Raw genomic sequence first — 21258 nt, forward strand, 5'->3', positions numbered from 1 at the left:
CCGCCCGTCGCGGCCAGGCCGGCGCACAGCTCGACGCGGTCGGCGCCCGCCGCGAGCGCGACGCGCGCGCCCGGCGCGTCCTGCACGGCGACCTCGACGGCGACGCTCACGCGCCCACCGCCGACGTCCTCACGCGCCGGGCCCTCAGCCGAACCAGTGCGGCAGCGTCGCGCGGTGCGCCTGCGACAGCTCCGCGAGCGTCGCCGTGAACAGGTCCTGGACCTCGAGCACCGGCCCGCTCTCGGGCGAGTCGCCGTCCGCCGGCGCGTCGTCCGTGGCGCCGATGCGCAGCACGGGGATGCCGCGCGCTGTGCACATGTCGCCGAAGCGGACCTCCTCGGTGCGGGGCACCGCGACGATCGCGCGCGCCGTCGACTCGGAGAACAGGGCGGTGAACGGCGTGATCCCGTCGCGCTCGCAGAGCTCGCCGAGCCACACGCGCGCCCCTGTCCCGTACCGCAGGCACGCCTCGACGAGCCCCTGGGCGAGACCACCCTCGGACAGGTCGTGCGCCGAGTCCACGAGGCCGTCCCGGGACGCGTTGACCAGGATCGCGGCGAGCGTCCGCTCGGCCGCGAGGTCCACGCGCGGCGGCAGCCCGCCGAGCTGGCCGTGGACGACGTCGGCCCAGGCCGAGCCGTCGAGCTCGTCGCGCGTCGTCCCGAGCAGGTAGATGGCCTGGCCGGGCAGGCGCCAGCCCGAGGGCGTCGCGCGCGCGACGTCGTCCAGCACGCCCAGGACGCCGACCACCGGCGTCGGGTGGATCGAGGAGTCGATCGTGCCCGGCTCGCCCGTGCCGTTGTAGAGGGAGACGTTGCCGCCGGTGACGGGGATGCCGAGCTCGAGGCAGCCGTCGGCCAGGCCCTCGATCGCCTGGACCAGCTGCCACATGGCGTCGGGGTCCTCGGGCGAGCCGAAGTTGAGGCAGTCGGTGACCGCGAGCGGGCGCGCGCCGGACGTGGCGACGTTGCGGTACGCCTCGGCGAGCGCGAGCTGCGCGCCCGTGTAGGGGTCGAGCTTGGCGTAGCGGCCGTTCGCGTCCGTCGCGAGGGCGACGCCCAGGCCCGTGGTCTCGTCGACCCGCACCACCCCGGCGTCGTCGGGCTGGGCGAGGGCGGTGTTGCCCTGCACGAAGCGGTCGTACTGGTCGGTGACCCAGGACTTGCTCGCCAGGTTGGGCGACGCGACGAGCCGCAGCAGCGTCTCGCGGAGCTCGTCTCCCGACGCGGGGCGCGCGTACCGGGCGGCGCCGTCCGGCCCGCTCACCGTGTCCGCCTGCAGGCCGTCGAGCCACGACGGGCGCGCGTAGGGGCGGTGGTAGACCGGCCCCTCGTGCGCGACCGTCTTCGGGTCGACGTCGACGATGCGGTGGCCGAAGTGGTCGATCGTCAGCCGGCCCGTGCCGGTGACCTCGCCGATCACGGCCGTCTCGACGTCCCAGCGGCCGGTGATGGCGAGGAACTCGTCGAGCTTGTCCGGCCGGACGACGGCCATCATGCGCTCCTGCGACTCCGACATGAGGATCTCGCCGGCCGTCAGCGTGGGGTCGCGCAGCAGGACCTTCTCGAGGTCGACGTGCATGCCGCCGTCACCGTTGGACGCGAGCTCCGACGTCGCGCACGAGATGCCGGCCGCGCCGAGGTCCTGGATGCCCTCGACCACCTGGGCCGCGTAGAGCTCGAGGCAGCACTCGATGAGCACCTTCTCCATGAAGGGGTCGCCCACCTGCACCGACGGGCGCTTCGAGGGCTTGGTGTCGTCGAACGTCTCGCTCGCGAGGATCGACGCGCCGCCGATGCCGTCGCCGCCGGTCCGGGCCCCGAACAGGACCACCTTGTTGCCCGCGCCCGACGCGTTCGCGAGGTGGATGTCCTCGTGGCGCAGCACCCCGACGCACAGCGCGTTGACGAGCGGGTTGCCCTGGTAGGACGCGTCGAAGACGACCTCGCCGCCGATGTTGGGCAACCCGAGCGAGTTGCCGTAGCCGCCGACGCCGGCGACGACCCCGTGCACGACGCGCGCCGTGTCCGGGTGGTCGATCGCGCCGAAGCGCAGCTGGTCCATGACGGCCACGGGGCGCGCGCCCATCGAGATGATGTCGCGCACGATGCCGCCGACGCCGGTCGCGGCGCCCTGGTACGGCTCGACGAAGCTCGGGTGGTTGTGGCTCTCGACCTTGAACGTCACGGCCCAGCCGTCGCCGATGTCGACCACGCCCGCGTTCTCGCCGATGCCGACGAGCAGGTGCTCGCGCATCGCGTGGCTGACCTTCTCGCCGAACTGGCGCAGGTGGACCTTGGAGGACTTGTACGAGCAGTGCTCGGACCACATCACCGAGTACATCGCGAGCTCGGCGGCGGTCGGGCGTCGGCCCAGGAGGTCGACGATCCGCAGGTACTCGTCGGTCTTGAGGCCGAGCTCCGCGTACGGCAGCGCGACGTCGGGCGTGCTCGCCGCGTGGTCGACGGTGTCGGGAGCGGCGGTCGGCTGGGCGGCGTCGGTCGTGGTCATCGATTCCCTACCGGGAGAGCCAAGGGGACGCCGCCAGGCTACCGGCGCCCTCCGACACCGGTGCGGCCGTCTCGCGCCCGACGCAGCGGCACGGCGCAGCACGGCGAGCGCCGCCGGGGCCGCGGGCGGCCGGCGTCGGATGTTCGAACGCGCACATCCGTGCACCTGGCCAGGGAAAGTACGCGGCCACCTGTGCGGATGCGCGGATGCGAGCATCCGTACCGGTTCGTCCACCCGCGGGTGGTGGCGTGGGGGGTGGCGCGCCCGGGAGCATGGGGGCGGAGGTGTCCGTGCCCCTGATCCCCCGGCGTGCCCGCGCCGTCGTCGTGCTGGCGCTCGTCGGCGCGCTCGCGGCGTGCGCCCCAGCGGGCCCCGCGCCGACGACGCCGCCCGCCGCCACCCACCCCTCGCCCTCGACCGAGCCGGGGACGACGGCGACCGTCACGGTGGTCCCGCAGGACGCCGCACAGGCGCGCGCCGCCGGGGCACCGGCGGGTGTCGGCGGCATGGTGGCGGTGCTCCTCGCGCCCACCGCCGGGCCGCCGTCCACCGCCGACGGCGCCACCCGGTGGACGTGGTCGTACGCGCCCGAGGTCCTGACGGCCGTCGCCGAACCCCTCCTGCTCGCGGCGCCCGACGGCGGCTCCTTCCGCACCGAGGACGACGGTTCCGTGCTCGTCCTCGACGCCGCCGGCGCCCCGGTCGCCGCCCTCGCCCCGCCGAGCGCGAGCGCCGGGCGGGCGACCTGGTCCCTGCGGACCGACGACCTCGTCGCGCTCCACCTCCAGGGCGACTCGGGCATCGGCGGCGCGGGCCAGGCCGCCGACGCACCCGCGACCGTCGAGGTCCACGCGTCGGCGGCCGACGTCACCCTCGAGTCCGCGACGTGGGGCGACCGCGAGGGCGGCCGGTCCCTCGCCGTCGACCCGACGCCGTGGGCCCGCACCTCGGGGCTGGCCGCCATCGCCCTGCTCGAGGCACAGCTGGTGGCGATGGAGCCCGAGGCCGGTACGCCCGTGATGCACGACCAGCTCGTCTGCCACGCCGTCGGCGCCCCGGACAAGAAGACCTGGAACCTCGAGCCCTGGCGGCCCGACGTCGGCCTGATCGGCGTCCTCGCGGCGCGGTGCAACCCGTGACCGAGCCCGGCGCAGGCCTCGCCCGTGTCGGCGGCAGCCACCACACTGGGCCGATGGACCTGCCGGTGATGCCGCCCGTCGCCCCGATGCTCGCGAAGTCCGCGGCCGAGATCCCGCCCGGCCAGCTCTACGAGCCCAAGTGGGACGGCTTCCGCTCGGTCGTCTTCCGGGACGGCGACGACGTCGAGATCGGCAGCCGCAACACCAAGCCGATGACGCGGTACTTCCCCGAGGTCGTCGAGGCGGTCCGGCGCGAGCTCCACGCGCGGTGCGTGGTCGACGGCGAGATCGTCGTCGCGAGCGCCGACGGCTCGGGACTCGACTTCGAGGCGCTCCTGCAGCGCATCCACCCGGCGGAGTCGCGGGTGCGCCTCCTCGCGGAGCAGACGCCCGCGGTGCTCGTGGTCTTCGACCTCCTGGCGCTGGGCGACGAGGACCTCACGGGACGCCCGTTCGCCGAGCGGCGGGCCGCGCTCGAGAGGGCGGTCACCGGCGGCGGGCCGGGCGTCTACCTCACGCGCACGACGACGGACCTGGCGGAGGCCACGCGGTGGTTCTCCCTCTTCGAGGGCGCGGGGCTCGACGGCGTCGTGGCCAAGCGCCCGGACCTGCCCTACCAGCCGGACAAGCGCGTCATGACCAAGGTCAAGCACGAGCGGACGGCGGACTGCGTGGTCGCCGGTTACCGCGTCCACAAGGCCGACGACGCCGCCGTCGGCTCGCTCCTGCTCGGCCTGTACGACGACGCGGGCACGCTCACCTCGATCGGGGTGACCAGCTCGTTCCCGATGGCGCGGCGGCGCGAGCTGTTCGCCGAGCTGCAGGCGCTGGTCACGGACGCCGCGGACCACCCGTGGACCGCACAGGCCCAGGCCTCCGGCACGCGGACCCCGACGGAGGCCGCCGGCAGCCGGTGGAACTCGGGCAAGGACCTGTCGTTCGTGCCGCTGCGGCCCGAGCGCGTCGTCGAGGTGCGCTACGACCACATGGAGGGCACGCGGCTGCGCCACACGGCGCAGTTCGCGCGCTGGCGTCCGGACCGTGAGCCCGAGAGCTGCACCTTCGCGCAGCTCGAGGTGCCCGTGCGGTTCGCCCTGTCGGACGTGCTGGGCTGAGGCTCAGGCGAGCGCGAGGGTCCCGACCAGGGACCGGATCTCCGCCAGGCCGGCGTCGTCGGGCGTGGTCGTGAGCTCGACCAGCACGTACTGGCCGGCCTGCGTCTGCAGGTGGATCTCGGCGTGCCACGTCGCGGTCGACGCGCCGGCCTCCTCGGCCGTCTCGCTGACCACGTCGACGCCCGCGAGCGCGGCGCCGGGGACGTCGAGCCGGTAGCCCTGCTCGCCGGTCATGCCGTGCCAGCCGCCGCTCCACGTGCTCTCGCCCTGGAGCACGCTGACCTCCAGGACGCGCGTCGCCGGCGTGGCCGGGTCGACGTGCTTGCGGTACTCCCAGCCGCCGGGCGCCGGCAGCCCGAGGTCCGCCCACCCGGCGGGGACGGCGTAGGTGAGGACGCCGAGCGTCGCGGCCGCCCAACCCTCGGGGACGCCCGCCGTGACGCCCTCGAGCGCCGGCAGGTCCGCGACCGTGGCGGGCTCCGCGACGGTCGCGGCCTCCGCGGCGGCCGACGGCTCGCCCGAGGTGGACGCCGCGCACGCCGTCAGGGTGCCGAGCAGGGTCAGCGCCGCCGCCAGCCGCAGGGGCCGCCGTGCCGCGCGCGTCGTGCTCGTCATGGGTCTCCCTCGTCGGTCCTGCACCGGCCGTGCGCCCTGCCCTGCATCGGCACGCGGCGCGCGCACCTGGAGCAGATGACCATGTGCAGCGCCTCACAGGCGTCCGACCGCGGGCGGATACGTGGCGCCGCGTCGCCCCCGACCGGCAGGATGGGCCAGGTGCAGACCTTCCCCGAGACCGCCGGTGTCGCGGAGACGCCGCTCACGGGCGGCAACGTCACCACCGGCCTGGTCCGCGTGGGTGACACCGTCCGTCGGCCGGCCGGCCCGCAGACGCCCGCCGTGCACGCGCTGCTGGAGCACCTGCACGACGTCGGCGTCCGTCACGCGCCGCGCAGCCTGGGCATCGACTCGCGCGGCCGCCACGTCCTCGAGTACGTCGAGGGCGAGGTCGCGCACCCCGCGCCCCCGGGGGCGCCGCCGCTGGACCCGGCCGCCGTGGGCCGCGTCGCACGCGAGCTCCACGACGCCCTGGACGGCTGGCAGCCGCCGGCCGAGGCCGTCTGGGTCTGCCCCATCCCGTCGGACGGCGCCGACCTCGTGATCCACCACGACCTCGCCCCGTGGAACCTCGTCGTCGCGCCCGACCGCCTCGTGGTCATCGACTGGGACGCCGCCGCGCCCGGGACGCGGACCTGGGACCTCGCCTACCTCGCCCACGGCCTCGTGCCGCTCGACCCCGGGACGCCGGTCGACGTCGCGGCCGCCGGGCTCGCTGCCCTCGCCGACGGCTACGGCCTGGACGACGCCGGCCGCGAGCGCCTGCTCGCCACGCTCGGCCCGCGCACGTGGTCGATGCACACGCTGCTGGCCGACGGCCATCGCACCGGTGAGCAGCCGTGGTCGCGCCTGTGGGACGAGGGCCACGGCACGGTCTGGGAGCGTGACGCCCGCTGGACCGAGCAGCACGCGGACGCCTGGCGCCGCGCCCTCCTCGGCTGACCCCGCCGTGCCCGGTCGTGCGTCGGGGGATCAGACCTCGGCCAGGCGCTCGCGGTACGACCGAGGGCTCACACCGCGCACCCGCTTGAACGCGGTGCTGAGGGCGAACGGCGTGCTGTAGCCGACCTGGCGCGCCACGGCGGCGAGCGTCGCGTCCGGGCGCGTGAGCAGGTCCGCCGCGAGCGCGATCCGCCACGCGGTGAGGTACGCCATCGGGGACTCCCCCACGAGGTCCGTGAACCGGCGCGCGAAAGCGGCACGCGAGACGCCGGCGGCGTCCGCGAGCCGCACCACCGTCCAGGGCTCCGCCGGCTGCTGGTGGATGCGGCGCAGTGCGGCGCCCGCGACCGGGTCGGCCCAGGCGCGGTACCAGGCGGGCGCGCCGGCGCCCTCACGGGCGAACCACGACCGCAGGGCCGTGATGAGCAGGAGGTCGAGGAGGCGGTCGAGGACCGCCGTCTGGCCGGGCTCCTCGCGACCGATCTCGGCCGCGAGCATCGACACGAGCGTCGCGACGGCCTCGTCCCCGCGCGGCACGACGACGACCTGCGGCAGCGCGCGCAGCAGCCGCCCGCTGACCTCACCCGCGAGCTCGTACGTGCCGACCACCAGGTGCGTCGACCCGTCCGCCGCGTTGCCCCACGCCCGCACGCCGAGGTACCAGGCCTCCGCGAGCGCGACGCCGTCCGGGGTCGTGCACTGCTGTCCCGGGTGGATGACCGCCTGGGGCGGCGTGCCGACGTCGTCGGCGACGAGGTACGGCTCCGGGCCGCGCACGACGGCGACGTCGCCCGGTGCCAGGCGCGCGGTGGTCCCGTCGGCCGTCCGGACCACCGAGGCGCCGCGGACCTGGGCGAGCACCGTGATCGGCGCCCGGTCCTGGACGCGCAGGGCCCAGGGCGGCTCGAGGACGCCGCGCAGCAGGAACGCGCCGCGGGCCCGCGGGCCGTCAAGGAGTCCGGTGAGCGCGTCCATCCGACGACCGTAGACGATCGCGTATGCAGATGCGCCTTTCCGCGATGGATCGTCCAGCGGACTCGGGCTTGGCTGGGGTCATGACCACACAGCCCACGGCCGCCCGTCCCGAGCCGCCGACCACCCGACCGTCCACCGCCGACGCACCGACCCGCCCCGCGGCCGGCACCACGCTCGTCACCGCCGGGTCCGGCAAGACCGGCCGCCGCGTCGTCGCCCGCCTGGAACGCCTGGGCGTCCCGGTCCGTGCGGCGTCCCGCTCGACCTCGCCCGCCTTCGACTGGCACGACCCGTCCACCTGGCCCGCCGCGCTCGACGGCATCGACGCCGCCTACCTCTGCTACGTGCCCGACCTCGCCGTCCCGGGCGCCACGCAGACCCTCGAGGCCGTCGTCGACGAGGCGCAGCGTGCGGGCGTCCGCCGCGTCGTCCTGCTCTCAGGGCGCGGCGAGGTCGAGGCGCAGCGCGCCGAGCGCGTCGTGCAGCGCGACGGCCTCGCGTGGACGGTCGTGCGCAGCGCCTGGTTCCTGCAGAACCTGAGCGAGGGGTTCTTCGCCGAGGCCGTCGCCGCGGGTGAGCTCGCTCTGCCCGTGGGGGACGTCCGCGAGCCGTGGGTCGACCTCGAGGACGTCGCCGACGTCGTCGTCGCGGCGCTCACGCAGGAGGGTCACGCTGGGCGGACCTACGAGGTGACGGGTCCGCGCCTGCTCACGTTCGACGACCTCGCGGCCGAGATCACGCGGGGCGTCGGCCAGCCGGTCCGCTTCCGCCGCTCGACCCTCGCCGAGCTGCAGGCGGACCTGCGCCCCTACGGCGACGGGCTCGTCGAGCTGATGACCTACCTGGTCACCGAGGTGCTCGACGGTCGCAACGCGTCGCTCGCGCACGGCGTGCACGAGGCACTCGGACGAGCGCCGCACGACGTCTCTGAGTACGTGCGGGCGGCCGCGGCGACGGGCACCTGGCACCGCCCCTGAGCGCGGACCGCGGGCCGTCGCGGTGGTCCCCGGGCGCCGGCGGGCCGGCCGTGGTGTGCTGCCCCGGTGGACACCTTCCGGCGCGACGGCCTGACCTTCGACGTGCACGACCACGCACCGGCCGGCGCACCGCACGGTGCCGCGGGGTCGGCGCCCACGGGCACCGCCGTGCTGCTCCACGGCTTCCCGCAGGACGCGTCGGCGTACGACGCCGTCGTGCCGCTGCTGACCGGTGCGGGACTCCGCGTCCTCGCGCCGGACCAGCGTGGCTACTCGCCCGGCGCCCGTCCCGCCGGCCGGCGCGCGTACGCGGTCCGTGAGCTCGTGGCGGACGTCGTCGCGCTGCTCGACGCGGCCGGCGTGGAGCGCGCCCACGTCGTCGGGCACGACTGGGGCGGCGCCGTCGCGTGGTCGCTCGCCGGGCGCCACCCGGAGCGGACGGCGTCGCTGACCGTGCTCTCGACACCGCATCCCGCGGCGATGGCCGCCGGCCGCGGGGACCAGGTCCGGCGCTCGTCGTACATGCTCTGGTTCCAGGCCCCGAAGGTCCCGGAGGCCCTGCTCCTGCGCCGCGACGCCGCGCTGCTGCGGCGCTTCCTCGCCGGATCGGGGCTGGAGCCGCACCTGGTGGACCACTACGCCACCCGCATGAGCGAGCCCGGCGCCCTCACCGCGGCGCTGGGCTGGTACCGCGCGCTGCCCGTGAGCCGCAGCCGAGGCAAGGGCGCAGCCAAGAGCCGCGGCTCCGGCCCCACGCCCGTGCCGACCACCTACGTCTCGGGCCGCCGGGACCCGTTCTTCGCCCCCGACTCCGTGCGGGCGACCGGCCGCTACGTCACCGGCCCGTACCGCCACGTCGAGCTCGACGCCGACCACTGGCTCCCCGAGCACCGCCCGGACGACGTCGCCGCGGCCGTGCTCGCCCACCTGCGCTGACCCGCCCGCCTGGGCCCCGTCCCTCACGCGACGACCCGCCGAGCACGTCCGTTCCCACCGAGCACGTCCGCCGCACAGGACGCGCTCGCGTGGGACGGACGTGCTCGGCGGGCGAGGCCGGCGAGGCCGGCGACGCGTCGCGGCTCGCGGGCGCCGTCAGACCGGGCTCGGCGCCGAGGGGGCGACCGGGGGCGCCGGCACGGCCGAGGACGGCCCCGTCGTCGCGGGCCGGACGCCGTTCTTGGCGACCGACTTCTCCGGGATGGGCAGGTCCCCCGTGGCCCGCAGGCGCCGGTAGTAGTCCCGCGCCTCGTCCTGCCGCTGGCCCTCGGCGCCGCTCGCGATCGCGGCACGCACGTGCTCGGGGCCGTAGCCGAAGGCGTCGACCAGGTCCTGCGCGTGCGGGCGCAGGCGCGTCAGCAGGCGGTCGACGTAGGACGTCACGGTCCGCGCACGGCCCGCGGAGAGCCGGCCGTGGATGAGGTACCAGGCCAGGTTGCGCTCGATCGTCACGAGGCCGAACAGGTCGCGCAGCCACGTCAGGACCTGCCGCGTGCCCGGGTCCTGGACCTTCTCCAGGCCCGCGGTGAACGCCTCCCACTGGAGCAGGTCGGCGTGCGCCCGCGCGCACTCGATGAGCGCGTGCTGGTGCTCGTTGAAGCGGCGCGAGGCCTCCTCGCGGGGCGCCTTCATCGCGGGTCGCAGCGCCTCGGCCACCTCCGCGACCATCGTCTCGACGCGGTCGGTGAGCAGCTCGCGCTGGGTGCTCGTCTCCCGCAGCTGGCCCGCCGAGCGACGCGCGTCGCCGCCGTCGGACAGCGTCTGCACCACCCGCAGCAGCGGCGTGCGGTGCAGCGCGACGTCGGCGGCGCGGCCGGCGACGTAGCGCGCGACGCCGCCCGCGTCGATGTCCTTGAACTCCTTGGCGTGGTCGGCGAGCAGGCGCTTGGCCACGAGCTGGAGCAGCACGGTGTTGTCGCCCTCGAAGGTCACGTAGACGTCGAGGTCGGCGCGCAGCGACGTGAGCCGGTTCTCCGTGAGGAAGCCCGCGCCCCCGCACGCCTCGCGCGCCCCCTGGAGCGCGGCCAGGGCGTGCCAGGTCGACGCCGGCTTGAGGGTCGCCGCGATGGTCTCGAGGTTCTCGCGGTCCTCGTCCGTGTCGCTCGCGCCGGAGAACACGGCGTCGAACGTCTCCAGCAGCCGCTCGTGCGCGAAGGCGCCCGCGTAGGTCTGCGCCAGCAGCGGGAGCAGGCGCCGCTGGTGCTCCGCGTAGTCGAGGAGCACGACCTCCTCGTTCGACTGCGGTCCGGCGAACTGGCGGCGCTGGTTGGCGTAGGTCACCGCGATGATCATCGCGAGCTTGCCGACGTTCACGGCGGCGCCGTCGAGGGAGACGCGGCCCTGCACGAGCGTGCCGAGCATGGTGAAGAAGCGGCGGCCCGGGCTCGGGATCGGCGAGGAGTACGTGCCGTCGGCCGCGACGTCGCCGTAGCGGTTGAGCAGGTTCGCCCGCGGGACGCGCACGTGGGTGAAGTGCAGGCGGCCGTTGTCGATGCCGTTGAGCCCGCCCTTGAGGCCGTCGTCCTCGCCCCCGATGCCCGGCAGGAACTCCAGCGTCTCCGGGTCGCGCAGGGGCACGTAGAACGCGTGCACGCCGTGGTTGACCTTCGGCCCGCCGGGCGCCGCCGTCACCAGCTGCGCGAAGACGACGGCGGCCGTGCCGTGCACCGCGGCGTTGCCGAGGTAGTCCTTCCACGCGGCCCGGAAGGGCGTGTGCAGGTCGAACTCCTGCGTCTGCGGGTCGTAGGTCGCCGTCGTGCCGATGCTCGCGACGTCGGAGCCGTGGCCGGTCTCCGTCATCGCGAAGGCACCGGGGACGTCGACGGACATGGCGCCCGGCAGCAGGCGCGCGTGGTGCTCCTCGGTGCCCAGGTGCAGGATCGCCGACGCGAACAGGCCCCACTGGACCCCCGCCTTGATCTGCAGCGACGGGTCCGCCGTGATGACCTCCTCGAACCGCGCGAGGCTGCCGCCGTGGTCGTCGGCCCCGCCCAGCTCGGTCGGGAAGGAGCGGAGCACGTCGCCCTCGGTCGCGAGGATGCGCAGCTGCTCGAGCACGCGCTCGCGGTGCACGTCCGTCGACTGACCCTCGACGCGGTGGAAGCGCGGGTCCTTGAGGAGCTCGCGCGCCGCGCGGCGGATCGGCGCCCAGCGTCCGAGCAGCACCTCCTCCAGCGCGGGGACGTCGACGCGCGGCTCGCTCGTTCCGCGCGCTCGCTTCTCGCTCAGGGTGGTCATGGCTGCTCCTCGTCGTTGAGGCCGGCGGCTGCCGGGTTCTCGGCGGTGGTCGGGTCGTCGGCGGGGTCGTGAGCGGGGTCGTCGTGGGCGGGGCGCGCCGTGCGGGTGCGGGCCAGGACGCTCACGGGGCCCGCCCAGAGCCAGGCCGTGATGCGCTCGACGAGCTCCTCGCGCGTGGGCGCACCCGGTGCGTCGCGGTGCGTGAGCCACCAGTCGCCCGTGCCGCGGACGAAGCCGACGGCGCCGGCGGCCCAGACGTCGGCCTGGCGCGCGGCGCCGACGTCGGCCCCGTCGCCGTCCTCGTCGTCGCGGTCCTCGGTCAGCACGCGGGCGAACGGCCGCGCGACGAGCGCCGCGACGGCCTCGAGGAAGTGGCCCAGGGGCGCCGAGGCGTCCTCGGAGACGGGGCGCGTGACGAACCAGTAGACGTTCGGCGAGGTCTCGACCATGGCGAGGTAGACGTCGATCATCGAGCGCAGGCCCTCGCGCGGCGTCGCGGCGCGGCTGGACGCCTCGTCGAGCGCCGCGTGCATCTGCGCGACGACGGCCTCGCCGACCGCGACCTGGAGCCCGGTCTTGTCCACGAAGTAGCGGTAGACGATCGACTTGGACGTCCCGGCGGCCGCCGCGATCTCCTCCATCGAGACGTCCGGTCCAATGCGGTGCACGGCGCGACGGGCGGCCCGCACGAGCTCGGCGCGGCGCGCGGCGCGGTGGTCGTCCCAGCGGCGCGAGCGGCCGTCGGCCGCCTCGGTGTCCGGCTGCCCGCTCACGGGCGGCCCGCCGACGGCGCGCTCGGGCGCGGCGTCGGTCAGCGGCTCCGGCGACGTCGCCGGTGTGATCGGACTCACGAAACCGACGGTATCAGGTACTGTCGGTCCCAGGCACTACCAGCACCGCTCCCGGCAGACCCGGGACGGTGGTCCCGGTAGGCGCGTGCACCACCATCGCTGCTCGACGACGACGCGAGAGGACCCCGTTCCCCATGGCGGCACCCACCACCCCCGCACCCACGCCACCGCAGACCCCGGCAGGCGCCCCGCGCCGCGCGGTGGTCGTGGGCGGCAACCGCATCCCGTTCGCCCGCTCGGGCGGCCCCTACGTCCGGGCGAGCAACCTCGACATGCTCGGGGCCGCGCTCGACGGCCTCGTCGCGCGCTTCGGCCTGGCCGACGAGCGCATCGGCGAGGTCGCGGCGGGTGCCGTCCTCAAGCACTCCAAGGACTTCAACCTGGCGCGCGAGGCCGTCCTCGGGTCGCCGCTCTCACCCGAGACCCCCGCCTACGACCTGCAGCAGGCGTGCGCGACCGGCCTCGAGACCGTCGTCGGGCTGAGCAACAAGATCCGCCTCGGCCAGATCGAGTCGGGCATCGCGGGCGGGGTGGACTCCACGTCGGACGCGCCGATCGTCGTGAGCGACCCGCTGCGCCGCATCCTGCTCGACCTGTCGCGGGCCCGGACGCCGCAGCAGCGGCTGGCCGCCGTCGCCCGGCTACGCCCCGCGCACCTGGCGCCCTCGGCGCCGACCACCGGCGAGCCGCGGACCGGCCTGTCCATGGGTGAGCACCAGGCCCTGACCACCGCCGCCTGGAAGATCACCCGCGAGGCGCAGGACGAGCTCGCGCTCGCGAGCCACCACAACCTCGCGGCGGCCTACGACGCCGGGTTCTTCGACGACCTGCTCACGCCCTACCGGGGCCTGACGCGCGACGCGAACCTGCGCGCCGACACCTCGCTCGAGAAGCTCGGGGCCCTCAAGCCGGTCTTCGGCAAGACCCTGGACACCCCGCCGACCATGACCGCGGGCAACTCCACCCCGCTGTCCGACGGCGCCTCGACGGTGCTCCTCGCGAGCGACGCGTGGGCCGCCGAGCGCGGTCTTCCCGTGCTCGCGTCGATCGTCGACGCCGAGCCGGGCGCCGTGGACTTCGTGCACGGCCGCGACGGGCTGCTCATGGCGGGCGCGCACGCCGTGCCGCGCCTGCTGGCCCGCAACGGGCTCACCCTCCAGGACTTCGACTTCTACGAGATCCACGAGGCGTTCGCGGCCACCGTGCTGTGCAACCTCGCCGCGTGGGAGTCCGAGGAGTTCTGCCGCGAGCGCCTCGGGCTGCCGGGTGCGCTGGGGTCGATCGACCGCAGCCGCCTCAACGTCCACGGCTCGTCGCTCGCCGCCGGGCACCCGTTCGCCGCCACGGGCGGCCGCATCGTCGCGACGCTCGCCAAGGCGCTCGCCGCCAAGGGCCCGGGCAGCCGCGGTCTCATCTCGGTCTGCGCCGCGGGTGGCCAGGCCGTCGTCGCGATCATGGAGGCAGCGTGACCGACACGTACCTGGGCCTGGTCAACTCCGGGCTCACGAAGAAGATCGCCAAGCAGCTCGGCCTCCCCCGGCCCGCGGTGCTGCGCCGCCACGACCCGGCGGCCCCGCTGGTGCCCGGCCCCGTGCTCGTGGTGCCGGACGCGGGCGCCGAGGCGGACGCCGACGCGATCGCCGAGCAGCTGCTCGCGTGGGACCTCGACGTCCACCGCCACCCGACGGGCGACGCCGACCGCTTCGGCGCGATCGTCCTGGTCCTGACGCACGTCGCGGCGCCGGCCGACCTCACGCAGCCGATGCTGTCCGTCGCGCCCGCCGTGAAGCGGCTCGCCCCGGGCGGCCGCGTCGTCGTCGTCTCCCGCGAGCCCGGCGAGCCCGGCGCCGTCGCGGCACCCGTGGCCGCGGCCCGGCAGGGCGTCGACGGCATGCTGCGCTCGCTGGCCAAGGAGCTGCGCGGCGGCGCGACCGGCAACGGCATCGTCCTGGCCGAGGGCGTGGACGTCACGGCGCCGAGCGCGGTCGGCGCCCTGCGCTTCCTGCTCTCGGGCCGGTCCGCGTACGTCGACGGGCAGCCGCTGCACGTCACGTCGTCGGGCGGCGCGCTGCCGGCCGACTGGGACAAGCCGCTCGAGGGCCAGGTCGCCGTCGTCACCGGCGCCGCGCGCGGCATCGGCGCGGCGATCGCCCGCACCCTGGCGCGCGACGGCGCGACGCTCGTCGTCGTCGACGTGCCCGCGGCCGGTGAGGCCCTCGCCGCCGTCGCGAACGAGGTGCACGGGACCGCGCTCCAGCTCGACGTCACCGCCGACGACGCCGCGGCGCGGATCCTCGCGCACGTCGGCGCCCGCCACGGGCGCCTCGACGTCGTCGTGCACAACGCCGGCGTGCTGCGCGACAAGCTGCTGGTCAACATGACGCCCGAGAAGTGGGACCCGGTGCTCGCGGTGAACGTCACGGCGCCGCTGCGGATCACCGAGGAGCTGCTGGGGTCCGGCTCGCTGGGCGCCGCGCCGCGCATCATCGCGCTCGCCTCGACGAGCGGCATCGCCGGCAACCGCGGCCAGACGAACTACGGCGCGTCCAAGGCCGGCGTCATCGGGATGGTGCGCGCGTTCGCGCCCCGCCTGGCGGCGCTGGGCGGGACCGCGAACGCCGTCGCGCCGGGGTTCATCGAGACCGACATGACGGCGAGCATCCCGTTCGCGACGCGCGAGTTCGCCCGTCGCCTGTCCTCGCTGCAGCAGGGCGGGCAGCCGGTCGACGTCGCCGAGGCGATCGCGTTCCTCGCGTCGCCGCAGGCCGGGGGCGTCAACGGCCAGGTGCTGCGCGTGTGCGGCCAGAGCCTGGTCGGCGCATGAGGACCGGCCGGCAGGTCGTCGAGCTGCGCACCATGCCGCCGCTCGCGCGCACGTACGTCAAGGGCGTCACGACGTCGGCGGTCGCGATGATGGCGCCGCGGCGCCCGGTCGCACCCGAGCAGCTGCCCGCCGTCGACCTGCGCGTGCACCACGTGCGGGCCGACGTCGAGCGGCTCACCGCGTACCAGCACCTCGTGGGCGAGCCCGCGGGCGACGTCCTGCCGGCCGGGTTCCTGCACGTGCTCGCCTTCCCGCTGCAGACGGCACTGATGATCCGCGGCGACTTCCCGCTGCCGCTGCTCGGGATGGTGCACGTGGCCAACCGGGTGGAGCAGCACCGGCCCGTGCGCCTCGACGCGCCGCTCGACGTGCAGGTGGGCGCGCGCGACCTGCGGCCGCACCACGCCGGGACCGTCGTCGACCTGGTCGGCGAGATCAGCGTCGACGGCCTCGTCGTGTGGTCCGGCACGTCGACGTACCTCGCGCGCGGCGTGCGCGTCGCGGGCGCCGCGCGGCCCGAGAAGGAGCCGCGCTTCGCCTGGATCCCGCCGACGCCCACCGGGCAGTGGCGCCTGGGCGCGGACGTGGGGCGGCAGTACGCCGAGGTCTCGGGCGACCGGAACCCGATCCACACGTCCGCGCTCGCGGCGAAGGCGTTCGGGTTCCCGCGGGCGATCGCGCACGGCATGTACACGGCCGCCCGGGCCCTGGCCGACGTCGGGCCGGCGGCGCGCGGCGACGCGTACCGCTGGGACGTCGAGTTCGCGGCGCCGGTCCTGCTGCCGGGCACGGCCTCGGTCCGCGTGTCTCCCGACGACGACGGCTACGGCTTCGTGGCGTGGGACGCCCGCAGGGCGCGCAAGCACCTCGAGGGCCGGGTGGTCCCGCTCGGCTGAGGCCGGACGCCCGGCGCGGCGTCGGCGCTCAGCGCGGCTCGGGCTCCGGCGTGAGCCAGCGCGCGTAGCAGACCGACGTCGGCTCGTCGGTGTAGGGCCCGTAGTTGTCGATGCGCTCGTAGCCCGTCGAGCGGTAGAGGGCGATCGCCTCGGGTTGGCGGACGCCGGTCTCGAGGACGAGCCGCCGCAGGCCGTGCTCGACCGCGAGCCGCTCGAGCTCGGCGAGCACCGCCCGGGACAGTCCCCTGCCGCGTGCCGCGGGGCGCACGAACATGCGCTTGAGCTCGCCGTAGCCGTCGCCGTACCCGGACGCGGCGCGCAGCGAGCCGCATCCGACCACCTCGCCGTCGAGCCGGACGACGACGGTCGCGAGCATCTCGTCCGGCGGCAGCACGGGCTCGATGTCGCCGACGCCGTCGTACCGGGCGGCGAGCTCGGTCTGCTGCTCCTCGCGCAGGCGCGCGGCGTCGGGGTCGTCCCAGGGCACCCGCTCGACCGCGACGGTCGGCGTCGCGGCGGCGCCGCCCGACGCGGGTGACGGGGCGCTCACGCGCGCGTGCCCGTCGGGCGCATCAGCGGACGAGCGTGGCGAGGACCGACGTGAAGAACCGCAGGCCGTCCGTGCCCAGGCGCGGACCGGCCGCGCTGTCGGGGCCGAAGCCCGGCTCGACGGCGTGCTCGGGGTGCGGCATGAGGCCCACGACGTTGCCCGCGGCGTTCGCGATGCCGGCGATGGCGCGCCGCGAGCCGTTCGGGTTCCAGCCGTCGTAGCGGAACACCACGCGGCCCTCGGCCTCGAGCTCGTCGAGGTCACGCTCGGACGCCACGTACTGGCCGTCCTGGTTCTTGAGCGGGATGACGATCTTCTCGCCCTGCTCGAAGTCGCCGGTCCAGGCGGTCGTCGCGTTCTCCACGACGAGCACCTGCTCGCGGCACAGGAAGGTCCGGTGGTCGTTCTTGATCATGGCGCCGGGTAGCAGGTGCGCCTCGCAGAGCACCTGGAAGCCGTTGCAGATGCCCAGCACGGGCAGGCCGCCCCGTGCGGCGTCGACGAGCGTGCCCATCACGGGCGCGAAGCTGCTGATGGCGCCGGCGCGCAGGTAGTCGCCGTAGGAGAAGCCGCCCGGCAGGACGACGGCGTCGACCCCGTGCAGGTCGGCGTCGGCGTGCCAGAGCGCGACCGGCTCGCCGCCCGCGAGGCGCACGGCGCGCGCGGCGTCGCGGTCGTCGAGCGTCCCGGGGAAGGTGACGACGCCGATGCGGGCGCCGTCGACGCGCGCGTCGGCAGCCGGCCGCGCGATCGTCGGGGTGCTCACGCGCCGACCTCGTCGGCGACCGCGACGCGCACGACGTCCTCGATCACGGGGTTCGACAGCAGGGTCTCGGCGGCCCGACGGACGGCCTCGAGCACCTCCTCGGTGACCTCGCCGTCGACCTCGAGCTCGAACCGCTTGCCCTGGCGCACGCTCGTGAACCCGTGGAACCCGAGCCGCGGCAGGGCGTTGGCGACGGCCTTGCCCTGCGGGTCGAGGATCTCGGGCTTCGGCATCACATCGACGACGACTCGTCCCACAGAAGGGCTCCTGGGTCTGGTGCGAGGGGAGACGACGGCCACGATACCCGCGGCGTCCGACACGACGTCGGGGGCGTTCACCAGGCGGCCGGCCGCCGTCGCGGGCGCCGATGGATCAGGCGCGGGGCCGGCGATCGGGCCGGTCCGTGTAGTGCTCGACCAGGTCGTCGTAACCGGTCCAGAAGTCGTCGAACGGGAGGTCGTCGCCCGCCAGGTGGGCGTGCAGGTACTCGAGGTGCCGGTGCCAGCCGGCGGCGTAGGACACCGCGTCGTCCAGGTCCTCGTGGTGCAGGGTCAGGGTCGTGCTCGACGGCGCCACCTCGTCCAGGGCGACGGTGAGCCGGCTCGGCCGCTCCTCGGGGAAGTCCCAGGTGAGGATCAGCAGTCGGCGCGGTTCCCACTGCAGCACGGCGTGCCGCGACCGGACGTGCTCGTCGTGCCACAGATCGAACCGGACGCCCTCGGCGACCACGCCGTCCAGGCGTCCCAGCCAGCGCACGGTGTGCTCGCCGTCGGTCAGCGCCCGCCAGACGTCGGACGTGGCCGCCGGGAGCGCCACCTCGAGGTGCACCTCACCGTGCGCGGTGTCGGCGCGGCCGTCGATCGAGGGACTCTGCTGCACGAGGCGATCTTGCCGCCTCCGCGGGCGCATCCCCGCGCGCCGCGCTGCTACGGCACGACGACGGTCATGCCCGCGCCGCTGCGCGGCGCGGGGTCGCCCATGGACGCGAGCGCGGCGCCAGCGGCGTCGAGCCCGATGACGTCGCCGACGAGGCGCTCGGGCGCCAGGTCACCGCGGGCGACGGCGGCGAGCATGGCGGGGTACTCGTGCGCGGCCATGCCGTGGCTGCCGTAGACCTCGAGCTCCCAGGCCACGACGCGGTCCATCGGGAGCGGCGGGCGCGCGTGCTCGGCGAGGAGGAGGCCGACCTGGACGTGGCGTCCCCGGCGGCGCAGGCCGAGGATCGAGCCGGCCGCGGTCACGGGGTCACCCAGCGCCTCGACGGACACGTGGGCGCCGCCGCCCGTCACCTCGGCCACCAGCGCACCCAGGGCGTCGGCCGTGGTCGGCGCGGGGGCGCCGGCGCCCGGAGCCTCACGGTGAGCTCGCGCTCGCCCGCCACCCGACCGCGGGTCCAGCACCACCTCGGCCCCGAGCGCCGCGGCCGCCGTTCGCGCCTCGGCCCGGACGTCCAGGGCCACGACGCGCGCACCGGCCGCCACGGCGATCATCACCGCGGACAGCCCCACACCGCCGCACCCGTGCACGGCGACCCACTGCCCGGCCGCGACGCGTCCGTGCACCGTGAGCGCGCGGTACGCCGTCGCGAACCGGCAGCCCAACGACGCCGCCGTGACGGCGCTCATCCCCTCGGGGAGCGCGACGAGGTTGACGTCGGCGTGGTCGATCGCGACCCGCTCGGCGAACGACCCCCAGTGGGTGAACCCGGGCTGCGTCTGCCGCTCGCAGACCTGCTGCTCGCCCGCGCGGCACACCGCGCACTCGCCGCACGCGCAGACGAACGGCACCGTCACCCGGTCCCCGGCGCGCCAGGCCCGCACCTCGGCGCCCACCTGGACCACCGTCCCCGCGAGCTCGTGGCCGGGCACGTGCGGCACCGCGATGCCGTCGTCGTGCCCCTGCCAGCCGTGCCAGTCGCTGCGGCACACGCCCGTCGCCTCGACGCGGATGACGGCGCCCGACGGCGGGCACGAGGGCTCCGGCACGTCCCGCACCTCGAGCGGACCCCCGAAGCGCTCGAACACGACGGCTCGCATGTGAGGCACCCCGGTCTGTCGTGAGCGGACGATCACCGCCGGTCGGCGGCAGCCCAGGATCCCACCCCGGCCGCGCGCCGCCGCCCTCCGCCCGGGCACTGGACCGTCCCTCCCGCCCACCGGGTCGGGGTCGGGACCCGTCAGAAGCGGCGGTGGGTCCACCGTCCGGCCAGCAGCGTCCCGGCCACCGGCATCGCGCGCAGGCCGTAGCCCGTCGTCGTGAGCGGGTCCGCCTCGAGCACCGCCAGGTCCGCCACCGCGCCGGGCGCGACCCGGGAGCGCACGGATGCGGCGAGCGCGACGTGCGCGGGGAGCCGGTGCTCGGGGTGCCACGGCGCCCGCCCGTCGCGCGCCCGGTCGACGGCGGCCCCGATCGCGTGCCACGGGTCGAGCGGCGCCACGGGCGCGTCGGACCCCAGGGTCAGCCGCACGCCCGCACGGTGCAGGGCACCGAACGGGAAGGCGCGGTCGGTGCGGCCGACCCAGTGCCGGTCGGCGACGTCGCGGTCGTCCATCGCGTGCTCGGGCTGGACGCTCGCGACGATGCCGAGCCGGACGAGCCGGTCGACGTCGTCGGCGGTGACCAGCTGCGCGTGCTCGATGCTGCCCCGCGCACCCGTGGCCTCGAACGCGTCGAGGGCGAGCGCGTTGGCGTGGTCGCCGATCGCGTGGATCGCGCACCCGAGTCCTGCGGCGGTCGCGCGGGCCATGAGGGGCCGCAGCTCCCCGGGCGGCACCGACAGCACGCCGAACGCCTCCGGGCCGGCCAGCCCCGGGTACGGGTCGAAGCAGTAGGCGGTGCGGGTGTTGAGCGACCCGTCCGTGATGACCTTGAGCGGGCCCATCGTCAGGAGGCCGTCGGCGGTGAGCGCTCGACCGGTCGGCAGCCCGCGCGCGACCGCCTCGTCCAGCCCCTGCGCCCAGACGCTCGCGACCACCCGAAGGCCGAGCCGCCCGGCGGCCGCCCGCCGCTCCCAGGCGGGCACGGCGCCGGACATCTCGAAGTCCACGACGCCGACGACGCCGCGCTCGGCCGCGGCCCGCACCGCGTCGGCGACCCACGCGTCGACGACGTCGGTGGGCGCCGCGGCGAGCCGGTCGAGCAGCGGGAACCAGGCGTTCTCACGCAGCAGCCCCGTGCCGTCCCCACCGATCAGTCCCGCGACACCCAGGCGCGCGGCGGCGGCCGTGCCCAGCCAGCCGCAGTGCAGGTCCGCGCTGACCAGCACCACCTCGGCACCGGGGACGCCGGCGCCCGCCGCGGCGTCGTCGAGGACCGCCGACGTCGGCACGTCGGGCCACAGGCCGTCACGGAAGCCGAACCCCACGAGCGGCACGCCCGCGGGCGGCGGCGCGAGGCGCAGGCGCTCGGCGACGAGCGTCGCGGCGTGGGCCGCCGACGTCGCCCCCGACACGTCGACCCGCTGCCGCGCGAGCGCCCACTGGTTCATGTGCGTGTGCGCGTCCCACAGCCCGGGCACGAGCCAGCGGCCGGCGAGGTCGACCGTCTCGATCGGTCCCTCGTCCGCCTCCTGCAGGGCGGCGCCCGTGACGGCGGGAGCCAGGGCACGCACCACCCCGTCGACCACGAGCACGTCGCACAGCTCCGCAGGCACCGCGGCGCCCTGGACCGGGACCACACGCGCGGCGGTCAGGAGCACGGACGTCACGGCCTGCCCCGTCCCCGCGACGGCGTGCGGGGCCCGGACCGCGCGGACGCGTCGCGCGGACCGCTCGGCGCCGGCGCGTGCGCGGTGACGACGACGCCGTCGGGCTGCTTCCGCACGCGGCGTCTCCTTCGCTCGGGGGCCGACGTGGGCACGCGGG

General features: G+C 75.9%; 19 protein-coding genes. 8 read left to right on the forward strand and 11 right to left on the reverse strand.

The genetic code is table 11. The annotated features are described in order from the left end of the window. Window positions 1-144: 144 nt before the first annotated feature. Window positions 145-2511 carry a phosphoribosylformylglycinamidine synthase subunit PurL gene (purL, locus tag IDM29_RS02855; RefSeq protein WP_182112850.1) on the reverse strand — a complete coding sequence of 789 codons (2367 nt, stop codon included), beginning with the start codon at window positions 2509-2511 and terminating at the stop codon, window positions 145-147. A 290-nt stretch (window positions 2512-2801) separates the two neighbouring features. Between purL and IDM29_RS02860 the strand changes: the two genes are divergently transcribed. Together IDM29_RS02860 and IDM29_RS02865 are read left to right on the forward strand one after the other, a co-directional pair. Next, window positions 2802-3650, forward strand: coding sequence for a DUF2599 domain-containing protein (locus IDM29_RS02860; RefSeq protein ID WP_182112849.1), 849 nt, complete (start codon window positions 2802-2804; stop codon window positions 3648-3650). A 53-nt stretch (window positions 3651-3703) separates the two neighbouring features. Continuing rightward, entirely contained in the window at window positions 3704-4765 is a 1062-nt protein-coding gene (locus IDM29_RS02865; RefSeq protein ID WP_182112848.1) for an ATP-dependent DNA ligase, read from the forward strand. Between the two features lie 3 nt (window positions 4766-4768). On the opposite strand, the gene IDM29_RS02870 is transcribed toward IDM29_RS02865, so the two are convergent. Continuing rightward, entirely contained in the window at window positions 4769-5380 is a 612-nt protein-coding gene (locus IDM29_RS02870; RefSeq protein ID WP_182112847.1) for a hypothetical protein, read from the reverse strand. A gap of 159 nt (window positions 5381-5539) precedes the next feature. On the opposite strand from IDM29_RS02870, the gene IDM29_RS02875 reads away from it, so the two are divergent. Then, window positions 5540-6322, forward strand: a complete 783-nt coding sequence (locus tag IDM29_RS02875; RefSeq protein WP_220458001.1) for a phosphotransferase — start codon at window positions 5540-5542, stop codon at window positions 6320-6322. A 30-nt stretch (window positions 6323-6352) separates the two neighbouring features. Here the strand turns inward: IDM29_RS02875 and IDM29_RS02880 are convergent, their stop codons facing one another. Continuing rightward, entirely contained in the window at window positions 6353-7297 is a 945-nt protein-coding gene (locus IDM29_RS02880) for an AraC family transcriptional regulator (protein ID WP_182112845.1), read from the reverse strand. Between the two features lie 80 nt (window positions 7298-7377). Between IDM29_RS02880 and IDM29_RS02885 the strand changes: the two genes are divergently transcribed. Next, the gene (locus IDM29_RS02885) at window positions 7378-8274 is read left to right on the forward strand and encodes an SDR family oxidoreductase (protein ID WP_182112844.1); all 897 of its coding nucleotides are present in this window, start codon (window positions 7378-7380) and stop codon (window positions 8272-8274) included. Window positions 8275-8340: 66 nt separating this feature from the next. Beyond that, entirely contained in the window at window positions 8341-9210 is an 870-nt protein-coding gene (locus IDM29_RS02890; protein ID WP_182112843.1) for an alpha/beta fold hydrolase, read from the forward strand. 156 nt (window positions 9211-9366) lie between these two features. Here the strand turns inward: IDM29_RS02890 and IDM29_RS02895 are convergent, their stop codons facing one another. Further along, window positions 9367-11508, reverse strand: coding sequence for an acyl-CoA dehydrogenase (locus IDM29_RS02895; protein WP_182112842.1), 2142 nt, complete (start codon window positions 11506-11508; stop codon window positions 9367-9369). Continuing rightward, the gene (locus IDM29_RS02900) at window positions 11505-12359 is read right to left on the reverse strand and encodes a TetR family transcriptional regulator (RefSeq protein WP_309232668.1); all 855 of its coding nucleotides are present in this window, start codon (window positions 12357-12359) and stop codon (window positions 11505-11507) included. The genes IDM29_RS02895 and IDM29_RS02900 overlap by 4 nt, the downstream gene beginning before the upstream one ends. A 134-nt stretch (window positions 12360-12493) precedes the next feature. Between IDM29_RS02900 and IDM29_RS02905 the strand changes: the two genes are divergently transcribed. From IDM29_RS02905 to IDM29_RS02915, 3 genes are read left to right on the forward strand one after another with little or no spacing between them, the layout of a single operon-like run. After that, window positions 12494-13828 carry an acetyl-CoA C-acetyltransferase gene (locus IDM29_RS02905; protein WP_182112841.1) on the forward strand — a complete coding sequence of 445 codons (1335 nt, stop codon included), beginning with the start codon at window positions 12494-12496 and terminating at the stop codon, window positions 13826-13828. Then, entirely contained in the window at window positions 13825-15183 is a 1359-nt protein-coding gene (locus IDM29_RS02910; RefSeq protein WP_182112840.1) for a 3-oxoacyl-ACP reductase, read from the forward strand. The genes IDM29_RS02905 and IDM29_RS02910 overlap by 4 nt, the downstream gene beginning before the upstream one ends. After that, entirely contained in the window at window positions 15180-16079 is a 900-nt protein-coding gene (locus IDM29_RS02915) for a MaoC/PaaZ C-terminal domain-containing protein (protein ID WP_182112839.1), read from the forward strand. Before IDM29_RS02910 ends, IDM29_RS02915 begins: the two co-directional genes overlap by 4 nt. 28 nt (window positions 16080-16107) lie before the next feature. Here IDM29_RS02915 and IDM29_RS02920 read toward each other — a convergent pair whose 3' ends face one another. The 6 genes from IDM29_RS02920 to IDM29_RS02945 all read right to left on the reverse strand — a co-directional run bounded on the left by IDM29_RS02920 (window position 16108) and on the right by IDM29_RS02945 (window position 21101). Further along, complete coding sequence (locus IDM29_RS02920; RefSeq protein ID WP_182112838.1) at window positions 16108-16629, reverse strand: GNAT family N-acetyltransferase; 522 nt, start codon at window positions 16627-16629, stop codon at window positions 16108-16110. Window positions 16630-16651: 22 nt separating this feature from the next. After that, window positions 16652-17395: a phosphoribosylformylglycinamidine synthase subunit PurQ gene (purQ, locus tag IDM29_RS02925; protein WP_255491721.1), complete on the reverse strand. Its 744-nt coding sequence runs from the start codon at window positions 17393-17395 to the stop codon at window positions 16652-16654. Further along, window positions 17392-17652 (reverse strand): phosphoribosylformylglycinamidine synthase subunit PurS, encoded by a 261-nt coding sequence (gene purS / locus IDM29_RS02930; RefSeq protein ID WP_182112837.1) that lies wholly within the window; start codon window positions 17650-17652, stop codon window positions 17392-17394. Before purS ends, purQ begins: the two co-directional genes overlap by 4 nt. Before the next feature lie 115 nt (window positions 17653-17767). Continuing rightward, window positions 17768-18274 carry an SRPBCC domain-containing protein gene (locus IDM29_RS02935; RefSeq protein WP_255491720.1) on the reverse strand — a complete coding sequence of 169 codons (507 nt, stop codon included), beginning with the start codon at window positions 18272-18274 and terminating at the stop codon, window positions 17768-17770. A 47-nt stretch (window positions 18275-18321) separates the two neighbouring features. Continuing rightward, entirely contained in the window at window positions 18322-19431 is a 1110-nt protein-coding gene (locus IDM29_RS02940) for an alcohol dehydrogenase catalytic domain-containing protein (RefSeq protein ID WP_182112835.1), read from the reverse strand. Between the two features lie 140 nt (window positions 19432-19571). After that, window positions 19572-21101, reverse strand: coding sequence for an amidohydrolase (locus tag IDM29_RS02945; protein WP_370525795.1), 1530 nt, complete (start codon window positions 21099-21101; stop codon window positions 19572-19574). Window positions 21102-21258 lie beyond the last annotated feature (157 nt).

The sequence above is a fragment of the Actinotalea sp. JY-7885 genome (assembly GCF_014525465.1).
Classification (GTDB): Bacteria; Actinomycetota; Actinomycetes; order Actinomycetales; family Cellulomonadaceae; genus Actinotalea.

Bases quoted from the DNA above. Each gene is read 5' to 3' on its own strand.
- purL (WP_182112850.1), bottom strand. From the start codon at position 2,511: ATGACCACGACCGACGCCGCCCAGCCGACCGCCGCTCCCGACACCGTC.
- IDM29_RS02865 (WP_182112848.1), top strand. From the start codon at position 3,704: ATGGACCTGCCGGTGATGCCGCCCGTCGCCCCGATGCTCGCGAAGTCC.
- IDM29_RS02870 (WP_182112847.1), bottom strand. From the start codon at position 5,380: ATGACGAGCACGACGCGCGCGGCACGGCGGCCCCTGCGGCTGGCGGCG.
- IDM29_RS02880 (WP_182112845.1), bottom strand. From the start codon at position 7,297: ATGGACGCGCTCACCGGACTCCTTGACGGCCCGCGGGCCCGCGGCGCG.
- IDM29_RS02885 (WP_182112844.1), top strand. From the start codon at position 7,378: ATGACCACACAGCCCACGGCCGCCCGTCCCGAGCCGCCGACCACCCGA.
- IDM29_RS02895 (WP_182112842.1), bottom strand. From the start codon at position 11,508: ATGACCACCCTGAGCGAGAAGCGAGCGCGCGGAACGAGCGAGCCGCGC.
- IDM29_RS02905 (WP_182112841.1), top strand. From the start codon at position 12,494: ATGGCGGCACCCACCACCCCCGCACCCACGCCACCGCAGACCCCGGCA.
- IDM29_RS02915 (WP_182112839.1), top strand. From the start codon at position 15,180: ATGAGGACCGGCCGGCAGGTCGTCGAGCTGCGCACCATGCCGCCGCTC.
- IDM29_RS02940 (WP_182112835.1), bottom strand. From the start codon at position 19,431: ATGCGAGCCGTCGTGTTCGAGCGCTTCGGGGGTCCGCTCGAGGTGCGG.